Genomic DNA, 18,017 nt, shown 5'->3' with positions numbered 1-18,017 from the left:
CTTTGCCTCATACGAAACCACTACCAATGAAAGCGCTACTAGGTCTGTTGCTTGCCTGCTGTTTCCCTGTTTTCGCACAAACAGATGATCATATAAAAATCAACAAAACGCAGGTAATCGGTTCTCACAATAGCTATAAACAAGCCATCGATCCGGTGCTGTTTAAGGCGTTTTTACAAAAAGATTCCGCGTCGGCAAGCTTGCTTGACTATGAACACATTCCGGTTACCGCACAACTTGACCTTGGTTTGCGCAACCTTGAAGTCGATGTATATCCTGACGAGAAAGGCGGAAAATATGCCAGTCCTAAAGGCCTTGAAATGGTCGCCGGTCAGAAACCATATGATCCACAAGGCAAAATGAAACAGCCTGGGTTCAAGGTGCTACACGTGCCTGACCTTGATTTTCGGACTCACTATTTTACGCTGATCGATTGCCTCCAAGACCTCAAAGCCTGGTCAGATGCGCATCCCGATCATACGCCGGTATACATCACCCTTGAAGTGAAAGGTAAAATTGCCAGTGATGGCAAGACGGAGGGTATTACAGCCAAGGATTTTGACTATCTCGACGAAGCACTTCTTGAACATCTGGGCGAAAGGCACATCCTTACACCTGATCAGGTAAAGGGCGAATTTGAATCCCTTGAAAGTGCCGTGCTAAATGATAACTGGCCAACATTGAAAGAAGCAAAAGGGAAATTTGTGTTTGTACTGGACGATTCGGGCAGCAAGCGGGATATGTACATCGCCGGGCATCCTTCGCTTGGCGGAAGGACCATGTTTGCCAATGCATTGCCAGGGACACCGGAAGCCGCTTTTCTGATCAGAAACAATGCCAAAGCTTCTGAAATACCGGATCTGGTAAAAAAAGGCTATCTCATCCGTACCCGTGCGGATTCGGATACGCGTGAAGCAAGAAGGAACGACAAAACTACTTTCGAGGCGGCATGCAAATCGGGCGCCCAAATTATTACTACGGATTACTACCAGAAAAGCACCCGTTTTGATTCCGATTATTCTGTGAGTTTTGAAGGCAGTACCTATTTTAGGAAAAATCCGTTGTTTTGAACGCAGCAAAAAATCACATGTGCCGTTATTGCCCGTCTAGCAAGTTAATGGTGAAGCATTATGAGCACAACCTGTAGTATATAACTATATGATATGTTAAGTGAATACATTCGGCTTGGAGAAATCTTGAACTAGATGGGAGAAAAGTAGGGGAGGAGTAAGATTCCAGCATCTAGTTTAGCAGCAAATCCGGATCTTTGATGTAGTATTTCCGACAACCTATTCCAGTAGGCATACGTTGTACCCCGGTAACCAGTTTTTCAGGAATTGTTGCTGTAAACTTTGTCAAGTAATGAAGGTATTTCCCTTTTCTAACTGTGAGATTTGTTAACCAGATAAGATCTTTTCTCAATGTCGTCTTCATTGTGCAACGCTTTGCTAAGCTCGACAAACCGGCTTGCCGCCTGAGTAAACTCATCTGTTGAAAGAAACGATCGTAGCCAGCTAGCAAAATCTTCAAGTCCAGGTTGCTGGTAATTGTATTGAAAGTATTCCAAAAATGAAGGGTTTTCTAGGTTTTTTGGTGTCATCGAATTGCTTCTTGGATATTAACAGTTTCAGCACCCTGATAAGTTACGTGAAATCCCGATTGCAGCCAAAGTTTATCGTTCTTAGTAAATAGTTGTGTGCAGCAACTGAACGATTTGTCGTTTGATTAAACCGGTTTTTGCTTCTTCGACACTTCACATAAAATTGTAATGCATCACATTGATCAAAACGGCTATCTGGCTGACCGTTGGCTATTCATGTTCCATGGTGATCGCGTTCAAATAAGAATTGAAAATTAACGCCTCCTAAATGTCCGACGAGCTCGCAATAATTGGTCTTCCAATGTGTGTCCGTCCTGATTTTTATTGCAAATATCCAGGTCGGGCCCTGAAATTTCAGAAGTTACCAGCACACGCTCGCTTCGTAAATCAATTCTACAGTTTTCGATCGTGTCATCGTCTAGACCTTTCCATTTAATTTGTGTCTCCATATTGTACATGACTGTTCAAGGCCTAGATGATCGCCCAATTAACAATTTGATAAATAATGCGGCCGCTGAATTTTGATTAATTTTACTAGATGTATGGCGCATTAAAAATAGTATGGGTGTATTAAAAAACAGCAAACCACTCAAAGAGGATAATGTTAAGGCTTTTGATGAAATCTACCATCAATACAGCGACGCTGTTTACCGTAATATCAGTAAGATAGTCAGACAGCCTGTCTTGGCTGAGGAAATTTTGCAGGACGTTTTTTTTGCACTTTGGGAAAGTTGGGATCAGATAGATATTGACAACTCGGTCGGAGGTTGGCTGATGGTGGTAAGCCATAACAAAGCGATCAGTTGTATCAGGAAAATGGTTAGGGATAGGGTTATCGCACAGGAACATGTGCCTGAGGTCGTTGATGATCAGGACGAGAGTTCGGACGGCTTCGAAGCAAAGCTAAATTTGCTCTATAACGCCATTGAGCAGCTTCCGCCGCGAAGGAAAGAAGTTTTCAGGCTGTGTAAGCTGGAAGGAAAATCCTATCAACAGGCTTCGGAAATGATGGGAATATCTGTTTACACAGTGAAAGAGCATTTGATAGCCGCTACAAAAGTCCTAAAAGAATATATCCAGATGCATGGTGCTAAAAATGCCGCCTGGCTGTTGTATATCCTAACGCATTTTAACAAATAAGTTTGGTTAACAATTTCGTAACATACCGGACACCCACCACCACGGAGTGTTCCGCGTATTTAGATTGAAAGCATGGAAGAACTCGACAAACTCATACAGAAATTTTGGGCTGGCCAAACAACCCATGCAGAAGACATCCGGCTTCGGCAAATGCTGGCTGATGACAAAGAAATATTGGTCGACTTTCCATACACGCAGGATACAATGCTTAGCAGCGATAAAAAAAATGAGTTGTTGAACCGGCTGCATGTTAGGATGAATGTACAGGAAGGCAGCACGCGAAAAACCGGGCAACCATTCCTGCATTGGAGTTTGCGTTACTGGGTTGCAGCGGCCTCAGTGGTGCTTGTATTGACGGGGATATTTGTCATTTACAGCATGAGAAGTATGTCGCCGAGAAAAGTAGCACAGCATTCCGCAGTTGGCAAGGAAGAACTGGTACAATTAGTCAATTCGTCGGACACTGTTGAGCACATTGCTTTGGCAGACGGCTCGTTTATCAAACTTTTTCCGAAAAGTGGAATTTCTTACTATAAATCATTTTCTGCTGACAAGCGCAACATTTCGTTGCATGGAATGGCTGAGTTTAAAGTTGCAAAAGATTCAACCCGGCCGTTTAGCGTATATACTGGATCGTTAATTACGACAGCTCTCGGGACGACCTTTCTCGTAGATGCGCCAGTCAGCAAAAGGTACATTAATGTAAGGTTGATTGAAGGGAAAGTGGTGCTGCGCGCCGAGCGCATGAAAGCGATCTATTTGTATCCTGGCCAGGAATGCGAATATGTCAAAGATTCGGGTGAGGCAACTGTGAAGGAGTTAAGTAAAGCAAAACCGCAGGGTTTGTCGCAGCAGGTAATTAAAACTGCTCCCACGCCGAGCAGAAAAGAAGCCTTAATGTTTGTGCAAAAGCCATTATCGGGTGTTTTTGACCAAATAGGGCGATATTACGGAGTTAGGATCGAGAGTGCTGATCCGCAAGTAAATGCGATTTCGTTTTCCGGGTCATTCTTTGAAACGGATTCGCTTAGGGCAATTCTCAAAATAATATGTGACGCCAATCACCTGACTTTTGAACAACAACAGAATAAAATAACCGTAGAAAAGGCCAAAAAGTAACTTCGTGCCGGTCGGGTCGCGTATAACCATGTTTTCAATTTTTCATGCTCCGGCTTCCGGGGCAACAGATAGACTATTTTCAAAACAAATTGCAGATGATGAAAAATGTACAGAAAATGTGGCTGATGCTACTATTGATGATGATTCCTTGCCTTTCATATGCCCAGCAAATAGACAGTCAGGTGACAGGCTCGGTGACCAGTGTAAACGGCGAAGAGCTGGTAGGCGTAACGATAACGATCCAGGAAACAGGCTCAGAGAAAAAAACGTTTTCGATGACAGACGAGAAGGGGCTTTTTAAGATTGATAACCTTCAACAGGGCAAATCATACAGCTTTTTGTTCAGTTTTGTAGGCTTTGAGAATCAGGTTTTGAAAGATTTTCAAATTAATCAAAAGGACAATAATTCCATTGCAATCCGCATGACCGAAGCTGCAAATGCACTCGACCAACTAGTAGTGATCGGATATGGATCACAGCAGAAGCGGTTTGTGACCGGCTCGGTATCCAAGATCAGCAATGAAAAACTATCCACATACAGCGGAAGTAATTTTGCCCAGCAACTTTCTGGTAAAGCGGCAGGCATTGTTGTTAACGATGCAAATGGCCAGCCCGGATCCAATCCGCAAATTGTGATCAGAGGCATTGGTACACTCACGGCAGGCCGCAATCCGCTTATTGTGGTCGACGGCTTCCCGCTGACTGAGGGGACGTCACTAAATTATATTAATCCCAACGATATTGAAAATCTGGAAGTGTTGAAAGATCCGGCTTCCGCGGCTATTTATGGGTCGAGGGCTGCAAACGGCGTGATTTTGATCTCAACTAAAAAGAGTAAGTCAGAAAAGGTCAATGTTGCCCTGGACGTGTACACCGGCTTTCAACAAAAAGCAGACAAGGTTGAATATGTGGACGCTTATGACGCGGCAACTTACCTGACAGAAGCCAGGGATTGGGGATATGTATCCAAAAACCCTGCTAACCGCAGTTTCTCGGATGACCGGGCTACCCGGATTGCAAAAGGCGCTTCGCTCCGGGAGCTTCCATTGAACTACCTGGCACCTTATCTGGCAAAAGAGCAAGGCCTGGTCAATACCAATTGGATGGATGAAATATTCAGGACTGCGCCAATGAGCAACTACAATGTGGCTATAAGCGGCAGCAGTGCCAATACGTCTTACTACACCTCGTTCAATCATTTCAGCCAGGAAGGAATTCTGATCAACAACAATTTAAAAAGATACAGTGCTACACTGAAACTCGACTCCGATATTTCCAAAAGAGCAACCATTGGAATCAGTCTTAACCCATCTTACACGACTCAGAAATTTATTAACACCAATGGCGGCTTTGATGAGCCGATCGGAATGGTTACGGCCATGTATCCTTTTTTTAAACCTTATAATGAGGACGGAAGTCTGGCTATCAGTGAGCAGATCGTTGCCAACGGGCCCGAAGATGGTGCATTGGTTGAGAACCCTGTGGCTGCTGCCAAGCTGATCAAAAATAACCGCAGCTTTTTCCGCATGTTTGGAAACGCATTTTTTAGTTATGAAATCGCCAGCGGGCTGAAATATAAATTCGTGCTGGGAGGCGATTTCGCGCAAAGCAACTTTGATTTTTATAATTCGTCTAACCTGGGTGCGTACAGGACACCAGCACCCAAACCCGCCTCAGCATCTGAAACCAATGCTTCGCTGAACAATATTCTGATTGAACATACCCTGAATTATTCCAAGAAGATAGGTCAGCACGAGTTCAGTGTATTGGCTGGTTACAGTTTTCAGCGGGAAAACAGCAAGTCTACCCTGGTGACAGGGACAAATATCGCCGATGACAATGTCGACAACATTGCGGGAGCCAGTGCATTTACAGTAGAACCAAGCCGCGAGCGGTGGGTGCAGGTATCCTATCTTTCCAGAATACAATACATTTTCAATGACCGTTACATTGCCTCTGTAACCTACCGTACCGACGGCTCATCCAGATTTGGTGTTAATAATAAATGGGGGAAATTTCCTTCTGTTACGGCGGGCTGGATATGGAGCAACGAAGGTTTCTTTCCGCAGCAATCCCTCATTACTTTTGGTAAAGCAAGGGCAACGTGGGGTGTTTCGGGAAATAATCAGATAGGTCCTTACGGCTCGCTGGCGCTGATTTCCGGTGGGAATGCTGCTAATAACTATCTTTTTGGCTCAGCCCCGGCACCCGGTTTTAGTGCTGCCGCCACGCCAAACCCGAACCTGTCATGGGAAACCAATACTTCATACAATCTGGGACTGGATCTGCAATTGTTAAACAAGATCGATCTGACGGCCGAATATTATAATGCAACAACCTCAGATCTGCTTTTAGATGTGCCTATTCCGCAGCAATCCGGCTTCAATACGTCATTGCAGAACATTGGTAAAATCAGAAATACTGGCCTCGAAGTTTCGGCATCGGCCAGTGGCATTAATCTCGGTAAAATTGGCTGGACAATAGATGGTAATATTTCTTTCAACAAAAATAAAGTGCTGGCCCTGGCTCCCGGGCAGACGCAGATCATTGCCGGTTCAAACAGCAACATTATTACCAAGGTCGGAGAGTCCGTAGCCGAACTTTATGGATACCAGGTAACAGGCATTTTCAAAACGCAGGAGCAATTGGGCACAATGCCAAAGCTGCCCGGAACCTTACTTGGAGATTACATTGTGAAAGACGAAAATGGTGATGGGGTCATCGATTCGCGCGACTGGATTTCCATGGGGACCTATCTGCCTAAATTTACTTATGGGGTCAGTAATGTGTTCACAATCAGTAATTTTCAGCTCTCACTTTCCATTTCAGGGGTTGAAGGGCGTAAAGTGATGGAAAGTAATTTTGCTTCCAGGGAAGAATCCGGAGAGGGTTTTGCTATGCCAACCAAGTACTATTTCGAAAACCGGTATCATCCCGAGCACAACCCAGACGGATTTCTCGGTCAACCGAATTATGGCAACTTTTCAGCAGCAAGACGCTCCGTACGCGCCTCAGACCGGTTTATCTACGATGCTGATTTTATCCGGCTTAGAGATGCACAACTTTCATACAACTTACCGGCCGCATTGATCAAAAAGGCAAGTATAGCTGCGGCAAGAGTGTATGTAAGTGGAAACAATTTGCTAACACTCACAAAATTCAGAGGTTATAATCCCGAAGCCACCACACCCTCGGTGCTAACCAGCGGCCAGAGCACTTCCAATTATCCTATCGCCCGTACATTTTTGATCGGCTTCAACCTTACATTTTAACTACATCAGACATGAAAAAGACTATCATATATGTGATTATGACGCTTGTTTTTGGATCATGCACGGACCAGCTAGAACAGCGTCCACTGACCAGTAAGGAGCTCGGCGTTTTTCTGAAAACAGAAACCGAGGTGGAAGAATACGTCAATTCCATCTATGCTGCTTTGCAAAACAATGGGCTATATGGATTGAACTTGCCGGCCATGGGAGAGATTCCATCTGACAATACCTTTGACGAAGTCCCTGCAAATGATGCGGCTGTCTACGGCGACATGGATGAATTCAAAACCATTCCGGCCAATGGCGTTGTCGCAGACAACTGGCGGATGTCGTATGTGGCAATCCAGCGGAGTAACGTAGTGCTGGCCCGGATTAATGATGTGACTTTTAAAGCGGATGCTACTAAAAGTGCCCGGATCGGGGAAGCTAAATTTATAAGGGCTTTGATGTACTTTAACTTGGTCAGATTTTACGGGGATGTTCCGCTTGTGCTGGATGAAACAACTGATCCCAACGTTTTCTTCGGGCAGGGCAGGACAAATACTTCACAGGTTTATGAGCAGATCGTCAAAGATTTGTCGGAATCTATTCCGTCATTGCCAGCTTCTTCCAGTCAGCCCGGACGTGTTATCAGAACCGCCGCACAGGCATTGCTGGGTAAAGTTTATTTAACCAAAAAAGAGTATCAGAAAGCCAAAACAGAGCTGGATGCGCTCATTGCCTCCAATGTTCATGAGCTTTTGCCGTCGGTTGAAGACGTCTTTTCGCTTTCGAACGAAAATAACAAAGAGATCATTTTTGCAGTACAGTTTGCTTCCGGGATTAATGGAAACACCGAAGGAAGCGCTATGTACCAACAGTTTGCGCCATCGGGCACAGTAAGCGGCGCGAAGGGCCACAACTTGCCTACCCTTGAGCTTTTCAATAAATACACTCAAAACGATGCAAGAAAGGGCGCATACGTGGCGCTGACCCCTTCCGGGGTTCCATTCAATAATAAATTGAAGAAGCCTGAAATAATCACAGATGGAGGCAGCAATGTTGTTGTCCTAAGATATGCCGATGTGTTGTTAATGCAGGCAGAAATTGAAAATGAATTGGGTAATCTCACCTCGGCACAACATCTGCTTAACCTGGTGCGGAAGCGCGCAGGTCTGACCAGCACTGCTGCGACAACGCAAAGCGATTTACGTGCAGCGATAGACTTGGAAAGGAGATTAGAACTGGTAGGTGAGGGGCACCGCTGGTTGGACTTGCTCAGGACTGGTCAGGCAATTACAGTCATGAACAGCTGGTTTTCGGAAAACAACAAACCCATCACAGTGTCTGCAAAAAACCTGGTATTGCCCATTCCACAGAATCAGATAGATACAGATCCTGCCATCATTCAAAATCCCCAATATTAATTATATTCAAATGAAGCCGTTCCAACATTTGCTAAGTTGTTTTTTCCTGCTTATATTCTCAGTCAGTGCCGCGTTGGCGCAGTTGGACACGACGTCCCTAATCTGGAAAGAAGGATACCTGGATATTCACCATATCAACACCGGAAGAGGAGTGAGCACATTTTTCGCCTTGCCCGACGGAACAACTATGCTCCTCGATGCAGGGGATATGGACGATTCAGTTTCGGTTAAAAGCCTGCCATTAACTGTCACACCGCCTTATCCTGACAACAGCAAGACGGCAGGGCAATGGATTGCAGATTACATTCGCCAGGTAACGCCCCAAAACGGGAAAATTGTCCTGGACTACGCGGTTATTACCCATTTTCACAGCGATCACTTTGGCTTAATCACACCTAGAACCAAAACTGCAACGGCTGGCAGTTACAAATTGACCGGAATAACGGAAGTTGGAACACTGATCCCCATCAAAAAGATCATTGACAGAAACTATCCTGGCTATAATTTCCCGACAGATTTGAGAGAAGCGTACAAAGGAGAGTCAAGCATCTTTTTGAATTTGCAACGATTTATCAATGATCAGCAAAAAAATGGTTTGACCGCCGAAAGTTTGAAAGTTGGGTCTGTGAGTCAGATTGTTTTAAAAAATAATACCGCTAAATATACTGATTTTAAAATACGAGGCGTAAAGGCAAACGGGACAATCTGGACTGGCGTAAGTGACAAAACTTTTGAATATTTTACTGCCGACAGCGTATTGGACGCGAAAGGTAAGTTCAATGAAAATCCGCTTAGCCTGGCCATCAAGCTGTCTTATGGTAAGTTCGACTATTTCACGGGCGGAGATAACACGGGTTTACAGGGATTCGGATTACCGACTTGGTTTGATACGGAAACCCCCATGGCCAAAGCAGTGGGCAAAGTCGAGGTGACTACATTAAACCACCACGGAAACAGGGATGCTACCAACGAAAATTTCCTAAGTAGTTTGCAGCCCAAGGCGGTCATTGAACAAACCTGGTGCAGCGATCATCCTGGCCAGGAAGTGATGCACAGGCTTCTTTCCAATCACATTTACGAAGGGGAGAAGAATATCTTTGCTACCAATATTCAGGAAGTAACCAAGGCCACGCTTGGGTTTTGGTTTACCAGGGGATACAAAAGTATGTTCGGACACGTGATTGTCCGCGTACTTCCCGGAGGAAACCAGTTTTACATCCTGATTGCAGAAACTGCTAATTTAGAAGTTACTGTTAAACGCGTATTTGGGCCATTTGCTTCCGAATGAACAGGATTGGACCAGCTGCTTTAAGATGCAACTGCACTAGCTGGCGTTTCCGAATACAAGGGAAGTTGACGTTTGGCTCGGAAGGTCGTCTGTTGGCTGCGAGATGTATAAAGGCTATGATAGTCAGGACTAACCCGACGATCATAGCCTTAGAAATGTTATTCTTACATTAATTCCGTCTCACCACCGTGTAACTGCTGCACCTGATAAGTCCTCCATTCTGATATAATTGCGTCACGATCAGAGATTGACGTTGGTGTTACACCAATAATGATACCTCCTTCTTTGACACTGTTTTCGTAGTGCTCAGCATGCTCCTTAGGTATACCTGAGCCCACGAGTGCGCCAATAATGCCGCCCGTCAGCCCGCCTGCACCTGCACCCGTGAGTGCTGCCAAAACTGGTCCGGCAACAACAAGGCCTAAGCCCGGAAGCGCAACAACAGTGCCAATAGCTGCGATAGCACCAACAATGGCACCGGCTGTGCCGCCAATTGCGGAACCGACACCAGCTTTCTCTAAGGACTTGTTGCCTAGATCGCTGTCATGATCGCTGTTTTCAAAATGCGTCTTTTTGGTCTCGTCAGACATGATTACTGTAATGTCATCTGAGCTGTAGCCGCGGCTAATCAAAGAATCGTAGGCGCGGTCTGCATCTTCTCTTGTTTTGAATGCACCAGAAATCGGGGTGGCAGTGTAAACGCCACTGTTTAAATCAGACATAGTAAATCATTTAAAATGGGTAAAATAAAACTCACATAACCATCACTAATATCATTCCAAAGCCTCTGAACTACGGTTATCAATTTGTTATCAATTCCTCAGCGATGTTAATGTTAATCCTTTTCTAATTTCCCCAAACAAAGTCAAATTGGTTTATCAGCCGCAACCATCTGTTTTATTCCTTCCTTGTAAGTTACTGGTGTATACGAGAACCGATTACAAAACTTTGAACTGTCAAAAACATAATCACGATCACACTGGTAGGCCATCTCCGTAAGCTCTCTTACAATTGGTACAAAAATGCCGATCACACGCATCATTAGGCGCGACAGAATGTAATAGTCTGGCTGTTTGCCCATTTCAACGGCTATCAGGGTGATAAATTCTTTTCCAGTCAGCTTCTCCGAGGATGTAGGAAGATGCCAAACTTGTCCAAAAGCATCTGCTGTATTACCCAGTATGGCTACTGCTTTGGCTGCGTCCAACGTATAAGTAAACGCATGAAGTTTGGAAGCGTCAACCTGCCAAAATGCCTTTTTCCCCTTCTTGAATTCTTCCAGAACCGAAATAGTCAATGGGCTATTCCGACTGGATGGTCCATAAAAATCAGCGCTGCGGGCGATCAATGCCGGCAATCCATGTTCACTGACGGCGTTGAGCAGCAGATCCTGGATCAACGCTCTTACCTTTCCTTTTCTGCTTTCCGGTGCAACCCGCGAGCCTTCTGTCATATGCGGAATCTCTTGCGCGGCATACATGTACACATTATCTAAAAAGACTAGCCGGGCCTTATGCATCAGGCACGCATTGATCACATTTTTCATTACCACCGGCCAATCCTTTTCCCACACGCTGGTTTTATATTCGAATCCCACTGTCAGATAAACCACCTCGGAACCTGCAACGGCAGCCTGGACTTCTGCTTCATGCAGAAGGTCTGCTTTAAACAATTCGTCGTCCCCGTTTACCTGTAAGGGTTTGCGCGCTACAAGGCGAATGTGCTTGGTGTATTTTTTTAGTTCTTTGGCCAGCGGCGTGCCGATATCGCCGCCTGATCCCAGTATTGTTTGCATAAATTGTTAAATGTCTTTCTTGCAAAATAATTTATCTGATGTTAAGCAAATGTTATATTCAATGTATCCGAATCCAAGCTGAACCTGACTGGTGGTGTTATGGCTGCATCGTCCGTGTCCGAGCTATCACAATGCGACCAATGCCGCAAACACTTTTTCCGCTTTAAATCCCCAATATAGCCAGTTAAATGCTGAATTACGGATTGCAATAATTTAGGCGATGGTTTAGGCCTAAAAAGTAAGCGGTTAATAAAAACATGTATGGCAAGGATTTTCATAACGGGCTCAGTGGACGGGCTTGGGCAACTGGCAGCAAATGCACTGGTCCACCTAGGGCATAGTGTGGTCTTGCACGCGCGCAATTCACAGCGTGCAGAGTATGGACTGGCCATGGTGCCGGGTGCAGAAACAGTACTTATCGGGGATTTATCTAGCATCCAGGAAACAAAGACCTGGCCGGGCTGGTCAACAGGCTTGGCACTTTTGATGCGATCATCCACAACGCCGGTATATACCAGGCCTTGGAAAATACGCTTAGCCCAGACGGACTTTCAATGATATTGGCTGTCAACAGCATTGCGCCTTATCTTTGACATGTCTGATCAAGAGGCCACAAAGACTGATCTATTTGAGCTCGGGCATGCACAAGCAAGCAGACCCAGCGCTCACTGGCCTAGATTTCTACAAGCTGCGCGTGAGTTATGCTGATGTCGCTTTTATTGAGCAGCGATTGGGCGATGATTTCAGTAGACAACAGGCCAGCGATGACGAAAAATATTTTGCCTCATTAAGCCAGGCAAAGACTTATGTTAATAGCCACTTTGAATCCGGGGCAGAATAATTTTCGCTCAGCCAATCAGCCGACCCGGACAATATAGTGTACCTAATCATTGACAAGATCACCTACATGATGGCCTGACCAAGACCTGCAATAGATTATCTTACCATTAAGTGCAGGTTTAGCTTACGGCTTATTTGTAAGTTTACCAAGCAGCATTATAAAAAGTGGACATGGTACATGAAAAGACCTTTCTGGTTCAAGGTGACACTAAACATGTGAAAGTAGTTATCAGAAGTTATTACTCTGATCAGCACGTTCAAATTAAGCCCTTTGTTGAAGTGAGCGTCAAGCGGCAAGGGGAAGCATTGTTTTGCAGCCCGGTTGGCTTGAAGCTGCCTGCATATGGAGATCTTCAAGCGATTTTTGATAAAGGGACCAAGGACCAGGTAATCGCTTTCAGCGGTATTTCAGGACAGCAATTTGATCAGGTTATTACAGAATTCAGGCTCATATCTAATTCATCTGTATTATGGTAATCCTTAGAAAATTAGACGAAGAGCAGTCCAGCATGCAGCACCAAAGTTCCTGTTGAGAGCAATCCTGTGAGCAGGCCGGGGCTGGCTACTTTCTTGATTCGGATTTATTGGACGAAGTGATGAGCGGGCTTGTAGTAGCATATGGCGAGTTGATATCCCTTGAAAACAATAAGCAGTTTCCTGATCCAGCGCTTGTTACAAAATATGCAGATAGGATGCAGGATATTGAATTGTTAAAGGAAAGCTTTCCGATTGAAGCTTTGCACAGACCAAAATCAGTTACTGATATTTACGTCCAGGAATTAAAGCAGGCGCGATTATTGCTTGATGATTAGTAACTAAAAAAGGCTGCATCTCACGTATTTTAATATACGTTTCAGGGTGTTTAAACAAAGGCATAAAAACGATATCATCAAGCTAGCATCATGAAAGGTCAAAAGAAGGAATTGGCAGCCCAGATTTCTGAAACGCTTCAACAGAAACTAACAGCACCTACAAGCGAATCCAAGAAGATCCGCAAAGCCATCAAAGACACGGCAACCAAACTTGCCAAGAAAATAGTCAAAGCCGGTGATAACCAGGATAAAAAAAGTCGAAAAGCAAATCAAGGCACCGGCGCTAATGCAAACAGCGATCGTTTGTCTTCAGCTGCCTGGATTGAGGCGGGGCCATAGTTCAGATAAAAAAATGTACGTTACATATTGTTTCAACATTAATTAGTAGAGTTGACTTAGACCAGATTTATGAGCTGCATGACAAGGTAGAGGAGCCAGGCTTCTTGGTCGCCCAGCCGGGGCGCATTTTAAAGAACTCATTATGGCTTGACGAATATGGATCCCTAAGGGCCTGCTGTAGTTTCAAAAAGAGTTGGTTCTCTCCTTTTTGCAATTCTTCAATCGCCATATGAAGCAGAAAATTCCTTAAAATAAACCTTGGATTAGCTTTGCGCATGCGCTGTAAGCTATCTTCCCTTGTGCAGGTGTTCGTTCTTAAACGAGCTTGGTAGCTCTTCAAAAGAGTGTAAAGCTGGGTGGCATCTCCCGGTTCAGGGTCATTATACAGGCTGCTCTTAAAGTAACTAAGCATGTCTTGCTCTGTGGCTACTTCTGTCTGCATATCTATCAGTAGCTGATAAAAGATCGTCATATCTGGCTGGATTGCCGTCAATACTTTTTCGAATTCGGCAACAAGCTTTACATCATCATCATCGTTTATACCGTCTAAACCCAACTTATTTGCCATCATGGCGTAGTACTTTCGCCAATAATCGTCTTCATAGGCCTTCAGCTGAATTTCTAGTTTGTCGGTTTCCGAAATCAATGGTACCAACGCTTTAGCCAGTCGGCTGAGGTTCCAGTAAGCTATTCTTGCCTGCTTGCCGAATGCATATCGCTTGCCTGGCAAGTCGGTGGTGTTAGGCGTAAAGTCAGGGTCGTAGTTGTCAAGAAAAGAATACGGGCCATAGTCAATTGTTAAACCAAGCACAGACATATTATCTGTGTTCATAACCCCATGTACAAAGCCTACCCTCAGCCATTCAACGATCATCGTGGCTGTACGTTCGACGACTTCGCCAAACCAGCGCAGTACTTTGTCCTCACCTTCAATATGTGGATAAAAGTGCTCGATCGTCCAGTTTACCAATTGAGTGAGGTTGTCGATCTCGTTTCTGGCGGCAAGCATTTCAAAGTTACCAAAACGTAAAAAGCTTGGGGCTGCACGCATTACAATGGCACCCGGCTCATCAGCAGGACGCCCTTCGTAAAACATATCACGTGCCACCTTGTCGCCCGTGGTAATCAGCGCCAATGCCCGCGTAGTAGGGACACCCAGGTAATGCATCGCTTCGCTCATGAGGTATTCCCGTACGGATGAGCGTAAAACTGCCCGACCATCGGCTCTCCGCGAATACGCAGTGGGGCCAGCACCCTTTAACTGCAACTCCCAGGTATTTCCTTTGGGGCTTTCCCATTCGCCTAAAGTGATAGCCCGACCGTCACCAAGTTGCCCTGCCCAGTGGCCAAATTGGTGGCCGGCATAGCAGGCTGCATAGGGGTACATTGTCGGGGTAACGAGGTTGCCGCCCAGAATTTGTATGTCGTCTGGACCAGGTTCCGCGATGCCCAGGCTGTCTGCCAGTTCGGCGGACCAGGCTACAAGTTCGGGTTTCTGTACGGGTGTAGGTACTGCCTTACTATATAAAACTCCGGGAGTTTGACGTGGGTGCAGATTACCACTGTGATCACCTGGGAAGGTATCCACAAAATTAGTTTTGAATAGCTTAGAACTTAAATTTTCCATAAAGTGCAGCTGAGTTAATTAATGGCGATTAAAACTATGCCATATATTAACACACGGGTGGAAGTACATCTTCTCACAAACAGTAGTACAGGCTTTATAATATGCGTAAAAAATACGATCTGCTATTGATTATTTTGATGTCATTGACAAACTGTTCAAGAGATATTAAGTATTAGTTCCTGGTCTAATGATCGTTATAAATGCTATCATTACTTTACGCAAATACCATAGCATGTAAGTCATGCCGCAGTATAACAAACCATTAGTAGGGAGTTGTGCAACGGCCACGGTAGGTATTCGCATATTCAAATCAACGATTAAAGCAATTGGAACTGCACCCATTCGAGGACTTCGGGTTAAACTAAACAAAGAACAAAAAGCGCCACGGGTTCTTTTGTAAATAATTTTTGCTATCATATCTATCTCATCATTGAACCATTGAAGTTTGTAATTTTTTGTAAATAGGTCAATAATTAACCAAGCACCTAATTGACAACATTTACGGATAAATAATATCAAACCAGGCAGGTATCTTTGAAAGTGCCATACCCACCATGCAGCGGGCCGATATGGTTGTGGCCTAGCGGAGCCATCAGGCTAAGAAGTAACTATTTCGTTTACAACATTCCTAACATTTGTGGCGGCCCGAGATGCGGGCCGCCGGTATTTCACCGTGGGTTAAAATCTTGCTCGATCTGTCGGTGAACCAGCAATCTGTTCCCTTTATTTGCCTTCCGAAAGATCTTTTATAATTTTAATCGCGTTCTCCCACATGCCTGCATGTTCATCCGTGTACCTTTTCGCCAATGGCCCCGATTCGAGGGAAAGGGTGCAAGTGCCGTCTTTATGATCAACTAAGCTATATTTTTCAGAGTATTCACCGGTCTCGCTGGTCGGGTCGGCGTCCACATCGTCGAACATATCTACTTGTAAATAAGCAGCCTTGCGGTGCTCTTTTACAATGCCACGTGCCCCAACTTCGCCGTCTGTATCCAACCATACTACCTGTGATCCTATATTCCAGTCCGTCTCTACAAAAGAGCCACCACCAAATGCCATTCCCCATTGATTATCAGGGTTAAGCACAATATTCCAAATCACGTCCGCAGGCGCAGTAATGGAAATCGTTTTTTGGATAATTTCTGTTTCGACATATTTTTTGAGTGACTGGCCTAATATAAAGTCCCAACCGCCGGTGAAGCTCGAAACCGCAAAATTCGGATTGTTTTTTGGGAAACTGTCAACACCTTCATGCGTAAGCTTTAACCTGGTTTGTTTCGGGCCTTCTTCAAAAAGTTCAAAAGTTACCACGGAATAGCCCTCATATTCTGGATATGTCCAGCTATAAGCCAATTTCTTCGGCGGCTCAACAATAAGTATTTCACATTCATGAAGAAATTGCACCTTATCGTCACCACCCGAAAAGCTAAATTTAAATCCTTTTTCAGGTTTGAATTCACTGAGATCAAAATACCATTCTTTCATTTGGGCTTTATCCGTAATGGCTTTCCACACCTTTTCAATGGGAGCATTGTAGATGCGTTCTGTAACGATCGAATTTTTTTCCATCTTTAAATTATTAGTTATATAAAATATTGATTTAAAGCAGGTTACTCATCTTCTTGATTCTCAAGAAAATCCCCCAGGGCGTCCAGTTTCTTGGCCCAAAACTTCCGGTAATGGTCCAACCATTTGTCCACCTCCCTGAGCTTCATCGGGTCAGCCATGCAATAGCGCTCACGTCCATCTTGCCGGACCGTCACTATTCCACATTGCACCAATATCTTAATGTGTTTGGAAACAGCCGGTCGGCTGATGTCAAAATGCCCCGCTACTGAGTTCAAATTCATGGACTGCCCGCTAAGCAGCTGAATAATGTCCCTACGGACAGGATCCGATATTGCCTGAAAAACATCTCTTCTCAACTCCATATATATGAAACCATCTGGTTACAAATGTAATGAGAAACCATTTGATTACGCAATACGTTTGAGCAAATTTTTTTTGGACAAATATTAGAGCCGCTGTGCTGACATAGATTGGTTCAACAAATTTTCAAATCTCATTACACTATGTAAAACGGTATTTATTGCTAAGTACTTTATTTGAAGGATAAGTAAGCTTATAGTCAAGTAGTTAAGAAAGGTTTCCGAGAAAAATGAAAGCTGCTGTGCTTGCTTACGGAGCAATTAACGAGGATGAAGCCCAGAATTGGCTCCTGAAGTTGTTATATCAAATTTTATGAACTGTATTAAAAGTCAAGGATAACTCCGTAAAATTGGACAATAATTTGGATCAAAATCCTGATCGAACTTGACCACTGCAAACGCCTGCCGAAGTAACTTGTTAACGACTGCAATTAGTGCGACTTTTGAAGCTTTGCCTGCGGCTTTTAAACGTTCATAGAGCGCTCGACATGATTTATTATGCTGAATTGCAGACCAGGAGGCAGTATACAGCATGCTCCTTAATTGGCCATCACCAGTTTTACAGATTCCCTTAGCTGAATTTAGCTTTCCGGATTGATAGATAATAGGGGCTACACCAATGAATTTAACCAGAGCTTTAGCCGAATGAAAGTGCCTGAGACCGCCGGTTACCTCAATCAATGCCGTAGCAATAGTTGTTGAAATGCCTACTATGGAAGTCAATCTGATGAGCTCCTGACTGAAATTAGCTTTCGTTAATTCTTCAATTTCGTCATTTAACCTCTTTATAGCAACGTCAAACTCATTTAATATATGTGTTAAACTAGTCTGAACAGCTTCGTCTTTCACTG

Annotated in this window: 18 protein-coding genes; 11 read left to right on the top strand and 7 right to left on the bottom strand. The window is 44.4% G+C overall.

Annotated elements, in window-relative coordinates; all coding sequences use genetic code 11:
* Nucleotides 1–26 precede the first annotated feature (26 nt).
* Complete coding sequence (locus tag G395_RS0111095; RefSeq protein WP_026630107.1) at nucleotides 27–1,070, top strand: phosphatidylinositol-specific phospholipase C1-like protein; 1,044 nt, start codon at nucleotides 27–29, stop codon at nucleotides 1,068–1,070.
* A 311-nt stretch (nucleotides 1,071–1,381) separates the two neighbouring features.
* On the opposite strand, the gene G395_RS32060 is transcribed toward G395_RS0111095, so the two are convergent.
* Entirely contained in the window at nucleotides 1,382–1,600 is a 219-nt protein-coding gene (locus G395_RS32060) for a hypothetical protein (protein ID WP_157486675.1), read from the bottom strand.
* Nucleotides 1,601–2,161: 561 nt separating this feature from the next.
* Between G395_RS32060 and G395_RS0111080 the strand changes: the two genes are divergently transcribed.
* The 5 genes from G395_RS0111080 to G395_RS0111060 all read left to right on the top strand — a co-directional run bounded on the left by G395_RS0111080 (nucleotide 2,162) and on the right by G395_RS0111060 (nucleotide 9,825).
* Nucleotides 2,162–2,740 carry an RNA polymerase sigma factor gene (locus G395_RS0111080; protein ID WP_026630104.1) on the top strand — a complete coding sequence of 193 codons (579 nt, stop codon included), beginning with the start codon at nucleotides 2,162–2,164 and terminating at the stop codon, nucleotides 2,738–2,740.
* Nucleotides 2,741–2,812: 72 nt separating this feature from the next.
* Nucleotides 2,813–3,859, top strand: a complete 1,047-nt coding sequence (locus G395_RS0111075) for a FecR family protein (RefSeq protein WP_026630103.1) — start codon at nucleotides 2,813–2,815, stop codon at nucleotides 3,857–3,859.
* Between the two features lie 95 nt (nucleotides 3,860–3,954).
* Nucleotides 3,955–7,131, top strand: a complete 3,177-nt coding sequence (locus G395_RS0111070) for a SusC/RagA family TonB-linked outer membrane protein (protein ID WP_169720027.1) — start codon at nucleotides 3,955–3,957, stop codon at nucleotides 7,129–7,131.
* Between the two features lie 11 nt (nucleotides 7,132–7,142).
* Nucleotides 7,143–8,537, top strand: coding sequence for a RagB/SusD family nutrient uptake outer membrane protein (locus G395_RS0111065; RefSeq protein WP_026630101.1), 1,395 nt, complete (start codon nucleotides 7,143–7,145; stop codon nucleotides 8,535–8,537).
* A gap of 10 nt (nucleotides 8,538–8,547) precedes the next feature.
* On the top strand, nucleotides 8,548–9,825 hold the full coding sequence (locus tag G395_RS0111060; RefSeq protein ID WP_051350121.1) for a ComEC/Rec2 family competence protein: 1,278 nt from the start codon (nucleotides 8,548–8,550) through the stop codon (nucleotides 9,823–9,825).
* A gap of 164 nt (nucleotides 9,826–9,989) precedes the next feature.
* On the opposite strand, the gene G395_RS0111055 is transcribed toward G395_RS0111060, so the two are convergent.
* Nucleotides 9,990–10,547: a hypothetical protein gene (locus tag G395_RS0111055; protein WP_026630099.1), complete on the bottom strand. Its 558-nt coding sequence runs from the start codon at nucleotides 10,545–10,547 to the stop codon at nucleotides 9,990–9,992.
* A gap of 143 nt (nucleotides 10,548–10,690) precedes the next feature.
* Nucleotides 10,691–11,620 carry an NAD-dependent epimerase/dehydratase family protein gene (locus tag G395_RS0111050; RefSeq protein ID WP_026630098.1) on the bottom strand — a complete coding sequence of 310 codons (930 nt, stop codon included), beginning with the start codon at nucleotides 11,618–11,620 and terminating at the stop codon, nucleotides 10,691–10,693.
* 261 nt (nucleotides 11,621–11,881) lie between these two features.
* On the opposite strand from G395_RS0111050, the gene G395_RS29195 reads away from it, so the two are divergent.
* The 5 genes from G395_RS29195 (at nucleotide 11,882) to G395_RS29190 (ending at nucleotide 13,611) form a co-directional block, all read left to right on the top strand.
* Nucleotides 11,882–12,178 (top strand): Rossmann-fold NAD(P)-binding domain-containing protein, encoded by a 297-nt coding sequence (locus G395_RS29195; RefSeq protein WP_026630097.1) that lies wholly within the window; start codon nucleotides 11,882–11,884, stop codon nucleotides 12,176–12,178.
* Nucleotides 12,179–12,260: 82 nt separating this feature from the next.
* Nucleotides 12,261–12,461 (top strand): hypothetical protein, encoded by a 201-nt coding sequence (locus tag G395_RS31115; RefSeq protein WP_026630096.1) that lies wholly within the window; start codon nucleotides 12,261–12,263, stop codon nucleotides 12,459–12,461.
* Nucleotides 12,462–12,676: 215 nt separating this feature from the next.
* Complete coding sequence (locus G395_RS0111035) at nucleotides 12,677–12,937, top strand: hypothetical protein (protein ID WP_157486673.1); 261 nt, start codon at nucleotides 12,677–12,679, stop codon at nucleotides 12,935–12,937.
* Nucleotides 12,938–13,044: 107 nt separating this feature from the next.
* Nucleotides 13,045–13,272 carry a hypothetical protein gene (locus G395_RS0111030; RefSeq protein ID WP_169720026.1) on the top strand — a complete coding sequence of 76 codons (228 nt, stop codon included), beginning with the start codon at nucleotides 13,045–13,047 and terminating at the stop codon, nucleotides 13,270–13,272.
* A 90-nt stretch (nucleotides 13,273–13,362) separates the two neighbouring features.
* Nucleotides 13,363–13,611 carry a hypothetical protein gene (locus tag G395_RS29190; RefSeq protein WP_035361076.1) on the top strand — a complete coding sequence of 83 codons (249 nt, stop codon included), beginning with the start codon at nucleotides 13,363–13,365 and terminating at the stop codon, nucleotides 13,609–13,611.
* Between the two features lie 67 nt (nucleotides 13,612–13,678).
* Here the strand turns inward: G395_RS29190 and G395_RS0111020 are convergent, their stop codons facing one another.
* The 4 genes from G395_RS0111020 to G395_RS0111005 form a co-directional block, all read right to left on the bottom strand.
* On the bottom strand, nucleotides 13,679–15,238 hold the full coding sequence (locus G395_RS0111020) for a protein adenylyltransferase SelO (protein ID WP_026630093.1): 1,560 nt from the start codon (nucleotides 15,236–15,238) through the stop codon (nucleotides 13,679–13,681).
* Between the two features lie 723 nt (nucleotides 15,239–15,961).
* The gene (locus tag G395_RS31670) at nucleotides 15,962–16,807 is read right to left on the bottom strand and encodes an SRPBCC family protein (protein ID WP_084439563.1); all 846 of its coding nucleotides are present in this window, start codon (nucleotides 16,805–16,807) and stop codon (nucleotides 15,962–15,964) included.
* A gap of 41 nt (nucleotides 16,808–16,848) precedes the next feature.
* Complete coding sequence (locus G395_RS0111010; RefSeq protein ID WP_229204134.1) at nucleotides 16,849–17,169, bottom strand: ArsR/SmtB family transcription factor; 321 nt, start codon at nucleotides 17,167–17,169, stop codon at nucleotides 16,849–16,851.
* A 327-nt stretch (nucleotides 17,170–17,496) separates the two neighbouring features.
* The coding region (locus G395_RS0111005; RefSeq protein WP_026630091.1) for an IS110 family transposase at nucleotides 17,497–18,017 on the bottom strand (521 nt) is incomplete at its 5' end.

The organism is Dyadobacter alkalitolerans DSM 23607 (assembly GCF_000428845.1).
GTDB classification, from domain to species: Bacteria; Bacteroidota; Bacteroidia; order Cytophagales; family Spirosomataceae; genus Dyadobacter; species Dyadobacter alkalitolerans.
The sequence above is the reverse complement of the archived record's forward strand: the minus strand, read 5'-3'. Positions and strand labels throughout refer to the sequence as shown.